This is a genomic window from Candidatus Agathobaculum pullicola, from assembly GCF_052117205.1.
Lineage (GTDB): Bacteria > Bacillota > Clostridia > Oscillospirales > Butyricicoccaceae > Agathobaculum > Agathobaculum pullicola.
Genome location: NZ_JBQKJP010000010.1, coordinates 1 through 17,402, shown reverse-complemented (window position 1 = coordinate 17,402; position 17,402 = coordinate 1). Strand labels below are relative to the sequence as shown.

The window sequence follows — 17,402 nt, the reverse complement described above, 5'->3', positions numbered from 1 at the left end:
CTCACTTGTTTTGCCATATTTTCCTGTGCTATACTATTGTATGATAAGGCAAGACAAGAAAGGAAGAAGCCTCTATGGAAAAAGCCAAGGTTTATTTTGCGGACTTCCGCACAACACTGACCGAAAATTTGCAGCAAAAGCTCACCCGACTGATGAAAGCGGCGGGCATGGACAGCATCGACTTTGACAAAAAGTTCACCGCCATCAAAATCCACTTCGGCGAGCCGGGTAATCTTGCGTCCCTGCGGCCGAACTGGGCCAAAACGGTCGCGGACTTCGTTAAGGAGCGCGGCGGCAAGCCGTTCCTGACCGACTGCAACACGCTGTACGTCGGCGGGCGCAAAAATGCGCTCGACCATCTGGATTCCGCTTATCTCAACGGCTTTTCACCGTTCTCCACCGGCTGCCATGTCATCATCGCGGACGGTTTGAAGGGCACGGACGAAGCGTATGTGCCGGTCGAGGGCGGCGAATACGTCAAGGAAGCCAAAATCGGCCAGGCCATCATGGATGCGGATGTGTTCATTTCGCTGACCCACTTCAAGGGCCACGAGGCAAGCGGCTTTGGAGGCACGCTCAAGAACATCGGCATGGGCTGCGGCTCGCGTGCCGGCAAGATGGAGCAGCACAATGCAGGCAAGCCGCAGGTAGATGAGAACCCCTGCGTTGGCTGCGGCACGTGCACGCGCATCTGCGCGCACAGCGCCATCACCATCACGAACAAAAAGGCGTACATTGACCACGATAAATGTGTCGGCTGCGGCCGCTGCATCGGCGTGTGCCCGACCGACGCAATTGGCTGCGCTTACGATGAATCCAACATCGTTTTGAACCGCAAAATCGCAGAATACACCAAAGCGGTGGTGGACGGTCGTCCGTGCTTCCACATTTCGCTGGTCATTGACGTGTCGCCCAACTGTGACTGTCACGCGGAAAACGATGTGGCTATCGTGCCGAACATCGGCATGTACGCCTCGTTTGACCCGGTCGCGCTCGATCAGGCGTGCGCGGATGCGGTCAACGCCGCGCCGGTCAACCCGGCAAGCCTGCTGTGCGATGAGCACGAGCGGCACCACATCCACGACCCGAACGACCACTTCCATGCCGTCCATCCGGACACCAACTGGCAGTCCGCGCTCGAGCATGCAGAAAAGCTGGGTCTGGGCACCCGCGAGTACGAGATCATCAAAATCTAAATCGCTGCACAACAAAAAAGAGGGGCTTTCGCCCCTCTTTTTTGTTACCGGAACTCAAATTTCACGGCCCTCAAATGCCGCGCGGCGCTTGATATCCTCCATCACGCCGTCAAACTGCGGAATGTCGAGCGACTGCGCGCCGTCACTCAACGCATGCTTGGGATCGTTGTGCACCTCGATCATCAGGCCGTCCGCACCCGCGGCGATCGCCGCGCGCGACAGCGACTGCACCATGTCGCGCCGTCCCGCGGCATGGCTCGGGTCAATGATAATCGGCAGATGGCTGAACATCTTGACCAGCGGCACGGCCGAAATATCCAGATTGTTGCGAATCAGGTTCTCAAACGTGCGGATGCCGCGCTCACACAGGATCACATTGGGATTGCCGCCCGCAAAGACATATTCCGCCGCCATGAGAAATTCCTCCATCGTGGCGGACAGGCCGCGCTTGAGCAAAATGGGCTTGTTTGAGCGGCCGAGTTCCTTCAGCAGCATGAAATTCTGCATATTGCGCGCACCCAACTGGATGATATCCACATCCGCAAACAGGTCAAGATGTTTCTCGCTCATGATCTCGGTCACGATTGGCAGACCGGTTTGGCGCTTGGCCTCGAGCAGCAGCTTGAGGCCCTCGGCCTCCAGCCCTTGGAAGGAGTAGGGCGAGGTACGCGGCTTGAACGCGCCACCGCGTAGGAAGGATGCGCCCGCCTTTTTGACCGCCTCGGCTACCTCCACAATTTGCGTCTCGCTCTCGACCGAGCAAGGGCCTGCCATGACGTTGAAGTATCCCGCGCCGATCTTGCGCCCCGCGACCTCGATGATCGTGTCCTCGGGATGGAATTTGCGGTTAACAGCCTTAAACGGCTCGGTCACGCGCTGCACGCGCTCGACCACGTCATAGGCCATAATGTCCCCTTCATCGAGCTTGGTGGTGTCGCCCATCAGACCAAGAATAGTCGTATTGGCACCCTCGGAATAGTTGATTCGCAGCCCCATATCCGTAAAATGCTGCATCAGACGTTCAACACGTTCCTTGTCGCTGTTCTGTTTGAGTACAACGATCACGATAATTCACTCCTTTATCAGTTAAAAATATAAGCTCTGCCAGTATACCACCAAATTGCCCAAAAGAAAAGAGCGATTTACCACAAATCGCCCTTTCTTTTTGCGTTGGTTTTGCGTGCAGCTGCACAGCACTAACTGTTTGCCTGCGCTGCTTTCAGTTCCTCATACTTCTGTTTGACCGCCGCGCAGAATTCATCCCATCGTCCGTCGTTAATTAGCTTTGCAGGACAGACCTTACCGGAAAAATCCTGATGCTTTTTCAGCGCCTTATCCGGATTAAGGCCATATTCCAGTAGCAGACGCGCGCACAGTTTCTCGGTGTTGATGAGCGTCTGCTCATAGTTGCCGTCCTCGTTGACGCACATCTCGATGCCCACGCCGTTCATATTGCCGCCATTTTTCTCCATCTGGTCGCCCGCGTGGTAGGCGGTTTCGTTATCCGGCAGATGATGATAGATCTCGTGATCGTCAACCGTGTAATGCCATGAAACAATGCCGGTTTCCGCATTGGCATTCTGATGGATAAAGGAATTGTGCGCCTCGGCATCCGCCCCGGCGGAAAAGTTATCCGTTTCATGAACAACCAGATATTTGATTTCGCGAATTTCCCCGGGCCGCGCCCGGCTGCCCTCTACCAGATAATCCGTATAAACCGGGATATCCTCAATATAGGACAGACCCGCATCCGGCTGCGGCGGACGATTGAGCGCGCTGTGGGTGAACATGCCTGCCAGAAATGAGACGATTACCAGTCCAACCACTACCAGCGCACGACCCCCGCCTGTGCGCTTTCCCCTTCGTTTTGTATGAAACCCTGTTATCTTCACGGTGCATAGACTCCCCATTATGAACTATGTTTGTTCTATTGTACTACGTTTCGCGCTTTTTTTCAAAGGTTCGACTGTAAACTTTTTGTTCCCACACAAAATGCCTGTCTGCAGCGCGTAAAACCTGTAAGAAGGCCTTGCAATCCGGCGCTTTGTACGATATAATAATATATACTCGGAGAGGCAAAGCCTTTCAGCAGAATTCTTTGACCGCCCTTCCCACCCGGAAGGTGCTAAGGCCATACGGACAGCCGGGTCAAATGCCGCACTTGGCAACTTTGTTGCCTTATTGAATTTTATAAGTTGGCTGACTAAAAGCCGTGTGCCGCGGGCGCATCACACTTGTGAAACAATCAATAAGAGTAGTAAAAGTAGATTCTTGCTATATAGACTCTTTCCTCTTCCAGATACAGACTGTCCGGAACAGGCCGGACAAAGAGAGAGATTGCCTTCCTCAAGTGGAAAAGTACGTCCCGCCATTCGCGGGGCTTTTCTTTTGCTTGAGGATTTTTTATTTTTATTGTGAGGATAATCAGATATGCAGAACAAACTCAGACTCTACGGCTTCAACAACCTGACCAAGGCACTTTCCTTCAACATCTATGACGTATGCTACGCCAAAACCGAGCGCGAACAGCGGGATTATATTGCCTATATCGATCAGCAGTATAATTCCGAGCGTCTGACCGGTATTCTGGAGCGCGTCACTGAGATGATCGGCGCGCATGTGCTGCATATCTCCAAACAGGATTATGACCCGCAGGGTGCGTCGGTTACCTTCCTGATTGCGGAAGAACACATGAAGCCTGCTGTCGAGCCGGATACCATTGTGGCGCACTTGGACAAGAGCCATGTCACCGTGCACACCTATCCCGAGTACCATCCGGACACCTGCCTTGCGACTTTCCGCGTGGATATCGACGTGGCGACCTGCGGCGAGATTACGCCGCTGTCCACGCTCGACTACCTCATCGGCTCATTTGACTCGGATATCATTACCATGGACTACCGCGTACGCGGCTTTACCCGCGATATCGAGGGCAAAAAGCTGTTTATGGACCACCATATCACCTCGATTCAGGACTTTATCGACCCATCGACGCTCGACCGCTATGACGCATACGACATTAACGTGTATCAGTCCAACCTGTTTCACACGCGCATGCTGCTCAAGGAGGTCGATTTGCAGAACTATCTGTTCAACACCGACATCTATGAGCTGCCACCCAAGACGCGCCTGAAGATCCACTCCGATCTGCGGCGCGAAATGATCGAGATTTTCTCGGGTAAAAACGTATACTAAAGTATGGGGGACTTCGCAAGTCCCCTATATACGAAAGCCGGTTCCGAAGAAACCGCCTTTCGATACCCGAACAACGCGGCCCAAGGCCGCTGGGTCGGGGTATCAAAAGCACGGGCAAGGCTCGCGCTTTTGATGGAAATACCGCGTTGCGGCATTTCCGGTCAAATACGCGCTGCGCGCGCAATATTCCCGCCGAAAGAAGGCATGATTATGGACCAGTCCCGTGCGCCCATCAAGGAGGCGCTCGAACACTTTAAAGATATGCGCATTGTGCCGTTTGATGTCCCCGGACACAAACGCGGACGCGGCAATCCCGAACTGACGCGCTTTCTGGGCGAGTCGTGCATGACCGTGGACGTCAACTCCATGAAGCCGCTCGACAACCTGTGTCACCCGGTCAGCGTCATCCGTGAAGCGGAGGAGCTTGCCGCCGAAGCCTTTGGCGCTGCGCACGCCTTCCTGATGGTCGGCGGCACAACCTCCTCGGTGCAGTCGATGGTACTGAGCGTCGTCTCCCGCGGGGATGAAATCATCCTGCCGCGCAACGTCCACCGCAGCGTCATCAACGCGCTGGTGCTGACGGGCGCCATCCCGGTCTACGTCAATCCGCAGATGAACGACCGCCTCGGCATTTCGCTGGGCATGTCGGTCGCGGATGTCAAACCCGCCATCCAAAAGCACCCGTCGGCCAAGGCCGTACTGGTCAACAACCCGACCTATTACGGCATTTGTTCCGACCTGAAGGAAATCGTGCGGCTTGCGCACGCGGCGGGCATGAAGGTGCTGGCCGACGAAGCGCACGGCACGCACTTCTACTTCGGCGAAAACATGCCGTTGTCCGCGATGGCCGCGGGCGCGGATCTCGCCTCGGTATCCATGCACAAATCAGGCGGCAGCCTGACACAGTCGAGTTTTCTGCTGTGCGGCCCGTCGATGAACGCGGAATACGTCCGCCAAATCATCAATCTGACACAAACCACATCCGGCTCATACCTTTTAATGGTCAGTCTGGACATTTCGCGTAAAAACCTCGCGCTCTACGGCAAAGAGATCTTCCGCAAGGTAACTTACCTGACCGAATACGCCCGCGATGAAATCAACCAAATCGGCGACTATTACGCCTATGGCCGCGAGCTGATCAACGGCGACACGGTCTACGACTTTGACGTGACCAAGCTCGCTGTCAACACGCTGGACGTTGGTCTTGCCGGCATTGAGGTGTACGACGTGCTGCGCGACTTTTACGACATCCAAACCGAATTTGGCGATCTGGGTAACCTGCTCGCCTATGTCTCGGTCGGCGACCGGGAGCGCGACCTCGAACGGCTGGTCGCGGCACTTGCCGACATCCGCCGCCGCTACAAGCGGGACAAGGCCACCCTTATGCGGCAGGAATACATCTCGCCGCAGGTCGTCGCCGCCCCGCAGGAAGCCTTCTATACGGACAAGCAGACGGTCGCGCTGGATGACGCCGCCGGCCGCATCTGCGCGGAATTTGTCATGTGCTATCCGCCCGGCATCCCGATTCTCGCGCCGGGAGAACGCATCACACGCGAAATCCTCGACTATATTCATTATGCAAAAGAGAAAAACTGTATGCTGCTCGGCACCGAGGACCCGGATGTGAACAACCTACAGGTGATTCGGGGCGTTATCAGCCCCTCTGACTGAGCAAGGAGTCTGATTCATGCGATTAACCTTTACCGAAATGCACACGCCGACCGTCGGCCTGCAAATTCAGGTCGACCGACAGCTTTACACCGAGCAGAGCGACTTCCAGCGCATCGATGTATTCGAGTGCGAGGAATTCGGCCGGTTTCTGACGCTCGACGGCTATATGATGCTGACCGAGCGCGACGAATTTATCTATCACGAGATGATGGTGCATGTCCCGCTTGCCGTGCGGGGCAACGCCATCAAAAAAGTGCTCGTCATCGGCGGCGGCGACGGCGGCTGTGTGCGCGAATTATGCCGCTATCCGCACATCGAGCACATCGACCTTGTGGAAATAGACGAGCGTGTGGTCGCGGTGTGCAAGGAATTTCTGCCCGCTGTGGCATGCAGTCTGGATGACGCACGCGTGCATATTCTCTATCAGGATGGTCTGAAATACATCCGCCGCATTGAGGATGAATATGACCTGATCATCATTGACTCAACCGACCCGTTCGGTCCGGGCGAGGGCCTGTTTACGATGGAGTTCTACGGCAACTGCTACAAAGCGCTCAAGGCGGACGGCGTGCTGGTCAACCAGCACGAAAGCCCGTTTTACAAAGGCGACGCGCTCGCCTGCCAGCGCGCGCACCGCAATATCGTCCACTCGTTTGAGCTGTCCCGCCTGTTTCAGGCGCACATCCCGACCTATCCGTCCGGCCACTGGCTATTCGGCTTCTCCTCGCGCGGCGTGCATCCGGTGCACGACCTCGATGCAGACACATGGAACGCCCGCGGCATCGAAACCAAATACTACAACACCAATCTGCACAAAGGTGCATTCTATTTACCGAATTATGTGCAAAAACTACTGGAAAAAGTGGAGGAAGTATAGGGGGTATCCATACCCCCTATATACGAAAACAGGTTTCACAGAAACCTGTTTTCGATACCCCCGGACGCCGCCCAAGGCGGCTAAGTCTGGGTATCAAAAGTCAGGCGCATGTCCTGACTTTTGATGAAAGCCGCATAGCGGTTTTCGATTCAAATCTACGCACAGCGCATTATCGCATTATATAGAAATTGGAGGTTTCACTTATGGGAAGAGCACTCATCATCGGCTGCGGCGGCGTAGCCTCAGTCGTTATTCACAAGTGCTGCCAGAACAGCAGCGTATTTGAGGAAATCATGATTGCCTCGCGCACCAAGTCCAAGTGTGACGCAATCAAGGAAAAGCTCGATGGCACCACGCCCACCAAAATCCGTACCGCCAAGGTCGACGCAGACAACGTTGACGAGCTGGTGGCACTCATCGACGAGTATAAGCCGGATATCGTCATGAATATTGCCCTGCCCTATCAGGACCTGACCATCATGGACGCATGCCTCAAGTGCGGCGTCAACTATATGGACACGGCAAACTATGAGCCGGAGGACACGGATGACCCCGCATGGCGTGAAATCTACGAAAAGCGCTGCAAGGAAGCGGGCTTCACCGCCTATTTTGACTATTCCTGGCAGTGGGCGTACAAGGAAAAGTTTGAAAAGGCGGGTCTGACCGCGCTTTTAGGCTCGGGCTTTGATCCAGGCGTGACACAGGCCTACTGCGCCTATGCCCAGAAGCACCTGTTTGACCAGATTGACACCATCGACATCCTCGACTGCAACGGCGGCGACCATGGCTACCCGTTTGCCACCAACTTCAACCCCGAAATCAACCTGCGCGAGGTTTCCGCACCCGGCTCGTACTGGGAAAACGGCCACTGGGTCGAAATTCCCGCTATGTCCATCAAGCGCGAATACGATTTCGATCAGGTTGGCCACAAGGATATGTACCTGCTGCACCACGAGGAAATCGAGTCGTTGGCGAAAAATATCCCGGGCGTCAAGCGTATCCGCTTCTTCATGACCTTCGGTCAGAGTTACCTCACCCACATGAAGTGTCTGGAGAATGTCGGCATGTTGTCCACCACCCCGATCGAGTTTGAGGGGCACCAGATCGTGCCGATTCAGTTCCTCAAGGCGCTGCTGCCCGACCCCGCAACGCTCGGTCCGCGCACCAAGGGCAAGACCAACATCGGCTGCATTTTCACCGGCAAAAAGGACGGCAAGGAAAAGACCGCCTATATCTACAACGTCTGCGACCATGAAGCGTGCTACCGCGAGGTCGGCTCGCAGGCTGTCAGCTACACAACCGGCGTACCCGCCATGATTGGCGCTGCCATGCTGATGACCGGCAAGTGGAACAAGCCCGGCGTGTATACGGTTGAGGAGTTCGATCCCGACCCGTATATGGAGGCTCTGAACAAGTGGGGTCTGCCGTGGCAAATCAACGAAAATCCGGTATTGGTGGACTGATATGAAATTTACCGAACTGCCTACCCCCTGTTTTCTTGTGGACGAAAACCGTCTGGTGCAGAATCTGGCGGTCCTGCGTGACGTGGCTGAACGCACGGGCGCAAAAATTCTGCTGGCGCAGAAGGCGTTTTCCATGTTCTCGATCTATCCGCTGCTGCGCGAATATCTGGCTGGAACGACCGCATCCGGTTTGTATGAGGCCCGGCTGGGCAAAGAGGAATTCGGCGGCGAGACGCACGTCTACTCTCCCGCCTATGCCGAAGGCGAGTTTCAGGAAATCCTGAATTACGCCGACCATATTGTATTCAACTCATTTCATCAGTGGAAGGCCTATGGCAGCCTCGCGCGCGCGGCGGGCAAAAGCTGCGGCCTGCGCGCCAATCCCGAGTGCTCAACCCAGCCCGCAGAGCACGCCATCTACGATCCCTGCGGTCCGGCTTCACGCCTGGGCATCATAGAGGAGAACTTCCAGCCTGAGCTGCTCACCGGCATCGACGGCCTGCACTTCCATACCCTGTGCGAGCAGAATGCCGACGCTCTGGTGCGCACCGTCGAAGCGTTTGAAGCGCGCTTCGGCAAGTATATGGAGGGCATGAAGTGGCTCAACCTCGGCGGCGGCCACCATATCACACGCGACGATTACGACGTGGAAACGCTCGTCCAGTGCGTCAACTATCTACGCGAAAAGTATAACGTGCAGATTTATCTGGAACCGGGCGAGGCGGTTGTTCTCAATGCAGGATATCTTGTTTCCACTGTGCTTGAAGTGATGAAAAACGGTAAGGAAATCGCGATTTTGGACACCTCGGCAGCCTGCCACATGCCGGATGTACTGGAAATGCCCTACCGTCCGCCGGTATCCCGCGCGGATGAGCCGGGTAAAAAAGCGTTTACCTATCTGCTCACCGGCCGCTCCTGCCTCGCGGGCGACGTGATCGGGGAATATTCTTTCGATAATACACTGCGTCCGGGCGATCAGGTCATGTTTGAGGACATGGCGCTGTACACCATGGTCAAAACCAACACGTTTAACGGTGTGCCGCTGCCGCTCATCGCAGTGCGCCGCGCGAACGGCACGGACGAAGCCGTGCGCATGTTCGGCTACGAGGATTTCAAAAACCGTTTGTCTTGATTAAAACATCCCGCTGTGAAAATAAAACTGCGCCCGATTTGTCAGACAGCAGATATCCCGAAAAGCAAAAGAACGTTTTATCGTTTTTTGCACAGCACAACGAGACATACAAAAAAATAAAACCGAAGACCTCCCTTAAAAAATGAGGACATTTTTTAAGGGAGGTCTTTTACATGAAAAACCACATCCAGAACACATGCAATCCGTATAGTGCCATGCGCAAAATAGGATTGATGCAAACTCAGGTGTGTGTCAAAACACCAGAAACCGAAAACTTCCTCTGCCCGCTCGACCTACGGGCCTTCACATACACGCTTCGGCTGCTTTTATTGCCAGTTCCGATTACGGCACAGTCCGCTATCCGGCATTTCACCCATCTATTCTGTTGTTTCTGTTTCTCTGACAAAACGCCCGGACTTGCCGCCCGCTTTTTCCAGCAGGCAGATATTCTGTATCACCATACCCCGGTCTATCGCCTTGCACATGTCATAAACCGTCAATGCGGCTACGCTCGCGGCCGTCAATGCCTCCATCTCAATCCCGGTTTTCCAATTGCACCGCAGCGTCGCTTTCACCAACACACGCGCCGGCGCTTGGGCTTCAAACTCAATTGTTACCGCGTCTATCGGCAGCGGATGACACATGGGAATCAATTCAAACGTACGTTTTGCCGCCATTATGCCCGCGATACGCGCGCAAGAGAAAACATCTCCTTTCGGAAGCTCCCCCTTGCAAATCATGGAAAGTGTTTCCGGCCGCATGGCGATTTCTGCCTGCGCTACCGCTATGCGGGCTGTGATTGGCTTCTCCCCAACATCAACCATATGCGCATTTCCTTCCGCATCCAGATGCGACAGCTGCACGTTCTTCATCTCCCGTACCTTGTTTATCTCACACGCAACTTGGTGTGGTATTTATTTTACCAAAGGAAACACGAATACACAATAGGCTTAGGGCAATACCGCATCATTCAAAAGAATGATTTGCGTGTAAGTTTTGCGTCCAGATGCGGCACGGTTTCGCGGCAATAGACCCCATCCGCTGTATCAGATATCCTCACGCCTGCCGGCGAACCTTGCGGATGGCCTTTGCCGGTACACCGCCGACCATGGTATCGGGCGGCACGTCCTTGGTCACCACCGCGCCCGCAGCAATGATGGCGCCGTCCCCTACCGTCACACCTGCCACAATGGTCACATTTGCGCCGATCCAAACATTTTTGCCAATCACAATCGGAGCCGGATGCAAAATATGCCGCTGCTCCGGGTTCTCATCGTGGTTCAGCGTCGCCAAAACGACGTTATGCCCAATAAATGTTCCGTCTCCGATTTCTATACCGCCCTGATCCTGAAAATGACAGCCGGTATTGATAAATACATTTTTCCCTACCCGAATATTCTTTCCATAATCCGTATGAAACGGCGGAAACAGACAGAACGTTTCATCCACCGGCTGGCAAATCAGTTCAAAAAAACGGCGACGGACCTCCTCCGGCTCAAAATAGCGGCCGTTCAATTCCATTGTCAGGCGCAGTGCACGCTGCGATGCCGCGCGCATAGCCTCCGGGTCATCCAGTCCCTTTTCAATTTCATCTCGATCCGTGATATTCATTTGCTCGCCCCTTGTCTTTTTTCTTTTATTGTATGTCACCGGCATGCAAATAGCAAATACTTATGATAATAATTGATACATGCTCAAAAAGTATATTATTCACAATACCATAAAACCCGGGGCTTTGTATAACATTATCTCTGCACGGGAACCCCCATCTATTCCAGCGCGTCCAATGTGTTGTTGACGGGCATTGTATTAAGCGCATAGACCATTCCGTCCTTTGCCCGAATCTTAAGGAACACCGCACAATTGCATCTTCAATGCTTTGCGGAAATTTTGTGCCCAGATTTTGTTGCGATTTCTTGCAATACATTCTTGCTGAATTATGCGGTATTGCCTTAAATTTGCTCATTATGTTGTTTTAACAACATACATCTCATAGAGGATAGGATAAGATAAAGGCATGAACCCGTTCAAGGCAATCGGCTTTACGAAACGGTATCACAGATTGTCAAATTCGGGTGGAGCAAATTTCAATTTATGTGCAATCACATTCAACTGAATAAATTACAGAAAAAAGTATGACATTAAAGCTATGACAAACTCGGAGGTATTTATATGAGCATGAAAATGAAAAATATCAGTCCGTCAGAAGTTCTGGTTCTGAAGGAGCAAATTTCTTATCAGGAAGGTCAAGTAGTCAGCAAAACGCTGGCGCAGAACAGCGCCGTCAGTATCACGCTCTTCTCCTTTGCCAAGGGGGAGGAAATCAGCACCCATGAATCCGGCGGTGATGCTTTTGTCACCTGCCTCGACGGCGTAGGTAAGATCACGATTGACGACGTGGATTATCTCCTGCACGAAGGCGAATCCATCGTGATGCCTGCTGGGCATCCCCATGCCGTATACGGAGAAGAAGCATTCAAGATGCTGCTTGTTGTTGTATTTTAAGAAAGGAAGTCTTTAATATGAAAGCATTTGTAGATCAGGATACCTGCATTGGCTGCGGCCTTTGCTGCGGAATGTGTGATGCCGTGTTTCGCATGAATGATGACGGAAAAGCCGAGGCATATCAGGCAGCAACCGAGGAAAATCAGAGCGATGTGCAGAGCGCCATCGATTCCTGCCCGGTATCGGCAATCAGCTGGGAAGGCTAACGCCTGGAAAAGCAAGGCAAAAACAAGATCGGCTGGATGGGTCATATCGGTTGACCATTCCAGCCGCCTCGCCTGCCCATCATGTCCGATATTCCGGATACGCCGATTTTCTATGGCCCAACGCAGTTCCAGCTTTTTGCTTCGTTTTTGCAGTTTCTTTATGCGCGAACAGAAAAGTGCGTTCCCATGTTATGGGAACGCACTTTCTTCATGTTCAGCAGCTGCCGTGAGACTGTTTTTTCGTGCTAAACTCTTGCCCGGTTTATAACACCGTCAAACAGGCAAGGGTGCTGTACACGCTCTCAACCGTTTTTATGACTGAATCGGTTAGGCAAACGCACGATAAAGGAACGTCATGATTTGACCACGGGTGCAGATGGCCGCGGGCGAGAAGGCTGTATCACTGGTTCCGGTAGTGATTCCCTGCTCCACAGCCCATGCAACGGCTTGGGCATAGTCGGCGGTGGCCGCGACATCTGAAAAGTTTGACAGGGACATTTCCGGACTTCCCGCCAGCTTCCAAAGATACGTTACCGTTGCGGCACGGGTCGCGGGCGCGTTGCCGCCAAAGGCAGAACCGGAAACAAGGCCCTTTTCATGCGCCCAAAGCGCGGCCTGGTAATAATAATCGCTCTCCCGAATATCGGTAAACGGGTTGGCAATGGTCGGCGCAGGCTGGCCCTGCGAACGCCACAGGAAGGTCAAAATCTGTGCTGTGGTGCAGGTCGCGTCGGGGGAGAATGTCGTATCGCTCGTTCCGCTGGTGATGCTCCCCTTGACCGCCCATTCCACAGCTTCTGCATAATAAGCGTTCGTCTTTACATCAACGAAGGGTGCAACGACGTCTGCAGGCGCATCTGCATATGCTTTGGCATTGAAGAAATCCACCTGATAAGAAAAATCTACCGCAGCACCAGTTGCGCTCTTCAACCCGTCAATCGATACGGTATAAAGCCCTTCATAATCAGTGATACCGTCAGGCCGGAAGATAATGCAGTTGGACACGCCGTATCCGCCGGTATCTACATTAAAATACATACCGGAGTTGCTGGAGGTATAATTGCCGTTGCCCTGAAAAACCCAGCTCTTACCGTTACTCTCTTGGGTCAGCGTAACGGTAAGGTCAGATTGGCGCGGTGTGGCAAACTTCTGCGGATTGAGCGAAACACTCCATGCAGTGTTTGTATCAAAGGCGTTGGTGTCCGCCGGGAAGTTACCCGAAGCAGGCCAGGCCACAAAATCATAGTCATAGCTTGCAGCGCTGCGATCAAACACCTTTTCCGCTACATAGGGATATCCGCCCTCCCCTGCGGTTGCAACACCAAACCCAATCTTGCCCAGCTGCGGATTGAGCTGCCAGCGGCGATGCCCCACTCGATCAATATTGCTGGAATCGGTGTCCTCCATAAAGCCGTCTATCGCTTCAGTGAGCGTATATCCGGCTGCCAGATTGCTGGAAGACGAGGCCTCGTACGCCTGCTGATAGAAACTGTCGCTCATATCCGTGGGCCGGCTGGGGGTGTGGCTTAAGCTATTATGTACCGCTTGAATCACCGCCCCGTACTGTGCGTTTTCACTGAGCGCGGCATCCAGCTCGACCGGAGTAAGACCCACAATACTCCTCCACGCATTGAGTCGGTCGGTCGCTGCTTGCAGCGCCTCCTCCTTCACCTTGCCGGTCGCGTAGGGCGCGGATACGGAGGGCTGTTCATCAAAAATCTGTTCGGGAAGATCAAGCGAATTTTCCTCGAGCAGTTGGGCAATTTCTGTCTTGCTCAGCTTCGGTAAATGGCTGGCTCCACTATCCAAAACGCCGTCTACGGCTAAGGCGGTTGGGCTGAAACACAAAACGAGCGCCAGCACAAAAGAAATCAAACGTTTTTTCATAAAATTCCCCTCTTTTTCTTGCATCCGGTTTACTGACACGCCCTACACAAGAAGGTCAAAATCTACGCCCTGATACTGACTGAGCCGCGGCTACGGCATAACGCCCAAGTCAGCACATAAGATAAGATTTTTCTTCCTTCCCGCTTGCTCTGACATGTCAGAATTGACAAAGATTGCTAAATTTATTTTACCATGCGCTTTTCTTTTAGACAAGCATAATATATGCTAAAAGAAAGAGCGGGAATTGCCTGAATAGCAACGGCGGCGGTGTGTACTGCACACATACCGCCGCCGTTTTTATGATACCATTTCGACCGTAGAAATGATAAATCCGAACTCGCTCCGTATTGGGAAAGAGTTCGGATTTATCTGAGTTTGGTGGAAGTTAACGGGCTCGAACCGCTGACCCTCTGCTTGTAAGGCAGATGCTCTCCCAGCTGAGCTAAACTTCCATATGGTGACCCGTGCGGGAATCGAACCCGCGTTACCGCCGTGAAAGGGCGGTGTCTTGACCGCTTGACCAACGGGCCAAGGGAAATGGTAGCGGTAATTGGACTTGAACCAATGACCTTTCGGGTATGAACCGAACGCTCTAGCCAACTAAGCTATACCGCCATACTCACTTTCCTGCGTCGCCCGTTCGCCGGCGACGATAGTTATTATAACTCATGTTCTATGTAGTGTCAAGTCTTTTTTCAAGATTTTATGAATTTTCTTTTTCCATGTTGTCGAGCACCTGTTCATAGAACGCTTGGTCCCATACATGGGTCTTGGACAGCTCCTCCGCGGTCAGCAGAAAAAACTGTTCGGAAACATATGCGCCGCGGTCCGGGACGGGGTCGTCAAAGGTACAGTCGATAAAATAGGTCTGCCCATCCAGACGCACCGCATTCCAGCCGTGGTTCATCTCCTCCGAAGCCACATAAATGGTTTTTATCCCTACCGCTTCACACAGCATCCCATAGGCGCGGCCATATCCCGCACACACAGCACTATGATCCAGGAGCGCTCCGTCTGCCGCAAAGGGAGCGGACGCACCGTCCGGCACCGTCTGCTCTGCTGTATCGATATCATAGCTGCACAGGCGCACCAGCGTATTATGTAACACGCGCAGCTTCTGTTCGTCTGTCATATCATCCGTGACGCTTTCCGCCGCGAGTGCCTGCGCGTAAAGCTCCGCCTGCTCCTGCCGTGCCCGGCGGGATACTTCCACGCGCAATTCCGTTGTCTGGTTTGGCCGAACGGTCGCATGCAGAGAAAAAGCGAACGGAAAACGCGCTTCCAACGCGCGGTATACCTCATCCGGATCCACTTCCTCGGTGCGAAACACCACACCGTCTCCATCTGCTCTCGCATCCTGCTCCAGCAGCGCAGCCGCCTGATATGGATTCTGCACATGCGGCGATGTCGCCCGCGGATACCACCATAGCGCTGCTCCGCCTACCAGCAGCAAGACCAACAAAATTCCGGCCAGCCGCTTCATGCCTTCCCTCCTCACGAAAAAGCAAGCGGACGGTCAAGCCGTCCGCCCACATCACTATACACCATTACATCAGCTTCACAGTATAGTATACCGCGGTGATAAACAGATATGCCGCTGCCACACCCATTGCAATCAAAATATGCGCAGGCGCAAATAACACCGCCGCCACCAGCACCGCCATCAGCACCGGCGTAATGGTCAGCATTGTATAGGCATTGCGGCTAAACTGCACGCTGACCTTCTTGCCGCGGGGAGCGGTCTTACCGTTTTTCCCACGCAGCGTTGCAACACAAATCAGCTGCACAAGCGTCAGCACTACCGCTGCTCCCAACGCCGCATAAGCCATCCAGCCATAGCTTGCGCTATCCAGCGCACGGCGTATCAACCACATCAGGCCAACGCCCACGCCGATATCCACTGCAATCAGGAAAAACTCCCGCGCATAGGAATGATATACCAAATAATATACCGCCAAAACCGGCAATACCACATACAGCAGCTTAATCGGGCCGGTACCCAGATACATAATGGCAGCCATGGCAAGCACCAGCACAATGCTGGCAATCAACACGTTGCGTCCGCACAGGATGCGGCGAGCCGACGGCCGCTTGCCGGAAGCCTCACGCATTCGCAAAACAACACCGCAGAGCACACCCAAAACACCAATTCCCAGCAGGATTCTGGTAACCAGCATACCGGTTGCCCACGTATTGCCATAATCCATCAAGCGCTGCACGATCATCAGCACCAATACGCCCAACAGACAGATACTGAACACCGTCAACACCTTATTGGTGGTATATTCTTCTTCACTGATTGGCTTTTTACCCACATTGCTTTTAGCCAATGCCTACACTCCCTCTTTTTTGTTCTTACATGTTGCCGCCTGCATACAGCACAGCGGCAAGCGCCGCAATCGGCGCTGTCTCACACCGCAAAATGCGCGTGCCGAGCGATACGCTTGTCAGACCCTTTTCAGCCGCAAAAGCAGCCTCCTCCGGCGCAAAACCGCCTTCCGGCCCAATCATCAACGAAACCGTCTCGCCGACGCCATCCGATAGAGCGTCATGCAGACCGGTCTGCCGTTCATTTTCATAAAAGAACAGCGCGGTTTGACTCTGTGCCGCCTGCTCTGCCGCCTGCTCAAACGATACTACCGCACCGACCGCAGGCAGATACCCTCTGCCGCACTGCTTGGCGGCTTCCAGCGCAATTTTCTGCCAGCGCTCCACTTTTTTATCGGTTTTATCCGGCCGCGAAACACAGTTTTTGGACAAATACGGCACGATTTCCCGCGCTCCAAGCTCCACCGCCTTCTGCACGATAAAATCCATTTTATCGCTCTTCGGCAGTGCCATAAACAGCGTCAATTGCTGCCGTGGTTCGGTTTCAGCCGGATGACTGTCCCGTACACGGCAGACGACCACGTCTTTTTCCACGGATTCTATCGAACAATGAAAATCCGTTCCCTTGCCGTTACACAGGGTCACCGACTCACCCGGACGCAGCCGCAGCACGCGTCCCGCGTGATGCGCATCCTCTCCGCGCAGCGTCAACACACCGTTTTCCGGCTGCTCAGATATAAAGAATCTCGGCATAACAATCAAGTAACCTTTCCTATTCTATCAAAAAAAACGTACTTTTGCAAGTGAACATTCCGTGAATTACTTTTTTGCGGTGTAGGAGTACAATACATCTTGGACAGTTGAATAAAAAAGGGATGAAGGATAAGGCCTCATCGGTTAAAGTTGAGTTGCTACACTTAACTTGACGAGAGGGGGCCATAT

The 17,402-nt window shown here is 53.5% G+C and carries 16 protein-coding genes and 3 tRNA genes; 8 read left to right on the top strand and 11 right to left on the bottom strand.

What is annotated here, in order from left to right; translation table 11 throughout:
- The first annotated feature begins 74 nt into the window (after window positions 1-74).
- Window positions 75-1,196, top strand: coding sequence for a DUF362 domain-containing protein (locus ACTQ3V_RS05610; protein WP_441466664.1), 1,122 nt, complete (start codon window positions 75-77; stop codon window positions 1,194-1,196).
- A 54-nt stretch (window positions 1,197-1,250) separates the two neighbouring features.
- Here ACTQ3V_RS05610 and aroF read toward each other — a convergent pair whose 3' ends face one another.
- Together aroF and ACTQ3V_RS05600 are read right to left on the bottom strand one after the other, a co-directional pair.
- The gene (gene aroF / locus ACTQ3V_RS05605) at window positions 1,251-2,261 is read right to left on the bottom strand and encodes a 3-deoxy-7-phosphoheptulonate synthase (protein ID WP_441466663.1); all 1,011 of its coding nucleotides are present in this window, start codon (window positions 2,259-2,261) and stop codon (window positions 1,251-1,253) included.
- Window positions 2,262-2,392: 131 nt separating this feature from the next.
- Window positions 2,393-3,088 carry a peptidoglycan recognition protein family protein gene (locus ACTQ3V_RS05600; protein WP_441466662.1) on the bottom strand — a complete coding sequence of 232 codons (696 nt, stop codon included), beginning with the start codon at window positions 3,086-3,088 and terminating at the stop codon, window positions 2,393-2,395.
- Window positions 3,089-3,626: 538 nt separating this feature from the next.
- Here ACTQ3V_RS05600 and speD point away from each other — a divergent pair.
- From speD to nspC, 5 genes are all read left to right on the top strand, one after another.
- The gene (gene speD / locus ACTQ3V_RS05595; protein WP_441466661.1) at window positions 3,627-4,391 is read left to right on the top strand and encodes an adenosylmethionine decarboxylase; all 765 of its coding nucleotides are present in this window, start codon (window positions 3,627-3,629) and stop codon (window positions 4,389-4,391) included.
- Window positions 4,392-4,601: 210 nt separating this feature from the next.
- Entirely contained in the window at window positions 4,602-6,062 is a 1,461-nt protein-coding gene (locus ACTQ3V_RS05590; RefSeq protein WP_441466660.1) for an aminotransferase class I/II-fold pyridoxal phosphate-dependent enzyme, read from the top strand.
- 16 nt (window positions 6,063-6,078) lie between these two features.
- On the top strand, window positions 6,079-6,939 hold the full coding sequence (gene speE, locus ACTQ3V_RS05585; protein WP_441466659.1) for a polyamine aminopropyltransferase: 861 nt from the start codon (window positions 6,079-6,081) through the stop codon (window positions 6,937-6,939).
- Window positions 6,940-7,142: 203 nt separating this feature from the next.
- Window positions 7,143-8,402, top strand: a complete 1,260-nt coding sequence (locus ACTQ3V_RS05580; RefSeq protein ID WP_441466658.1) for a saccharopine dehydrogenase family protein — start codon at window positions 7,143-7,145, stop codon at window positions 8,400-8,402.
- A 1-nt stretch (window position 8,403) separates the two neighbouring features.
- Window positions 8,404-9,534, top strand: a complete 1,131-nt coding sequence (nspC, locus tag ACTQ3V_RS05575; RefSeq protein WP_441466657.1) for a carboxynorspermidine decarboxylase — start codon at window positions 8,404-8,406, stop codon at window positions 9,532-9,534.
- Window positions 9,535-9,911: 377 nt separating this feature from the next.
- Here nspC and moaC read toward each other — a convergent pair whose 3' ends face one another.
- Complete coding sequence (moaC, locus tag ACTQ3V_RS05570; RefSeq protein ID WP_441466656.1) at window positions 9,912-10,406, bottom strand: cyclic pyranopterin monophosphate synthase MoaC; 495 nt, start codon at window positions 10,404-10,406, stop codon at window positions 9,912-9,914.
- 184 nt (window positions 10,407-10,590) lie between these two features.
- A complete protein-coding gene (locus tag ACTQ3V_RS05565) occupies window positions 10,591-11,145 on the bottom strand; it encodes a sugar O-acetyltransferase (RefSeq protein WP_441466655.1) in 555 nt (184 codons plus the stop codon).
- Between the two features lie 561 nt (window positions 11,146-11,706).
- Between ACTQ3V_RS05565 and ACTQ3V_RS05560 the strand changes: the two genes are divergently transcribed.
- Both ACTQ3V_RS05560 and ACTQ3V_RS05555 read left to right on the top strand, forming a co-directional pair.
- On the top strand, window positions 11,707-12,039 hold the full coding sequence (locus tag ACTQ3V_RS05560) for a cupin domain-containing protein (protein ID WP_441466654.1): 333 nt from the start codon (window positions 11,707-11,709) through the stop codon (window positions 12,037-12,039).
- A gap of 17 nt (window positions 12,040-12,056) precedes the next feature.
- Window positions 12,057-12,245, top strand: coding sequence for a ferredoxin (locus tag ACTQ3V_RS05555; protein WP_441466653.1), 189 nt, complete (start codon window positions 12,057-12,059; stop codon window positions 12,243-12,245).
- A gap of 327 nt (window positions 12,246-12,572) precedes the next feature.
- Here ACTQ3V_RS05555 and ACTQ3V_RS05550 read toward each other — a convergent pair whose 3' ends face one another.
- From ACTQ3V_RS05550 to ACTQ3V_RS05520, 7 genes are all read right to left on the bottom strand, one after another.
- Complete coding sequence (locus ACTQ3V_RS05550; RefSeq protein WP_441466652.1) at window positions 12,573-14,132, bottom strand: CAP and S-layer homology domain-containing protein; 1,560 nt, start codon at window positions 14,130-14,132, stop codon at window positions 12,573-12,575.
- A gap of 376 nt (window positions 14,133-14,508) precedes the next feature.
- A tRNA-Val gene (locus tag ACTQ3V_RS05545) sits at window positions 14,509-14,584 on the bottom strand.
- 3 nt (window positions 14,585-14,587) lie between these two features.
- Window positions 14,588-14,662 (bottom strand) — tRNA-Glu (locus ACTQ3V_RS05540).
- A gap of 8 nt (window positions 14,663-14,670) precedes the next feature.
- Window positions 14,671-14,747, bottom strand: a tRNA-Met gene (locus ACTQ3V_RS05535).
- A gap of 88 nt (window positions 14,748-14,835) precedes the next feature.
- Window positions 14,836-15,615, bottom strand: a complete 780-nt coding sequence (locus tag ACTQ3V_RS05530) for a transglutaminase domain-containing protein (protein ID WP_441466651.1) — start codon at window positions 15,613-15,615, stop codon at window positions 14,836-14,838.
- 64 nt (window positions 15,616-15,679) lie between these two features.
- Complete coding sequence (locus ACTQ3V_RS05525; protein ID WP_441466650.1) at window positions 15,680-16,462, bottom strand: hypothetical protein; 783 nt, start codon at window positions 16,460-16,462, stop codon at window positions 15,680-15,682.
- Window positions 16,463-16,487: 25 nt separating this feature from the next.
- A complete protein-coding gene (locus ACTQ3V_RS05520; protein ID WP_441466649.1) occupies window positions 16,488-17,213 on the bottom strand; it encodes a 16S rRNA (uracil(1498)-N(3))-methyltransferase in 726 nt (241 codons plus the stop codon).
- Window positions 17,214-17,402 lie beyond the last annotated feature (189 nt).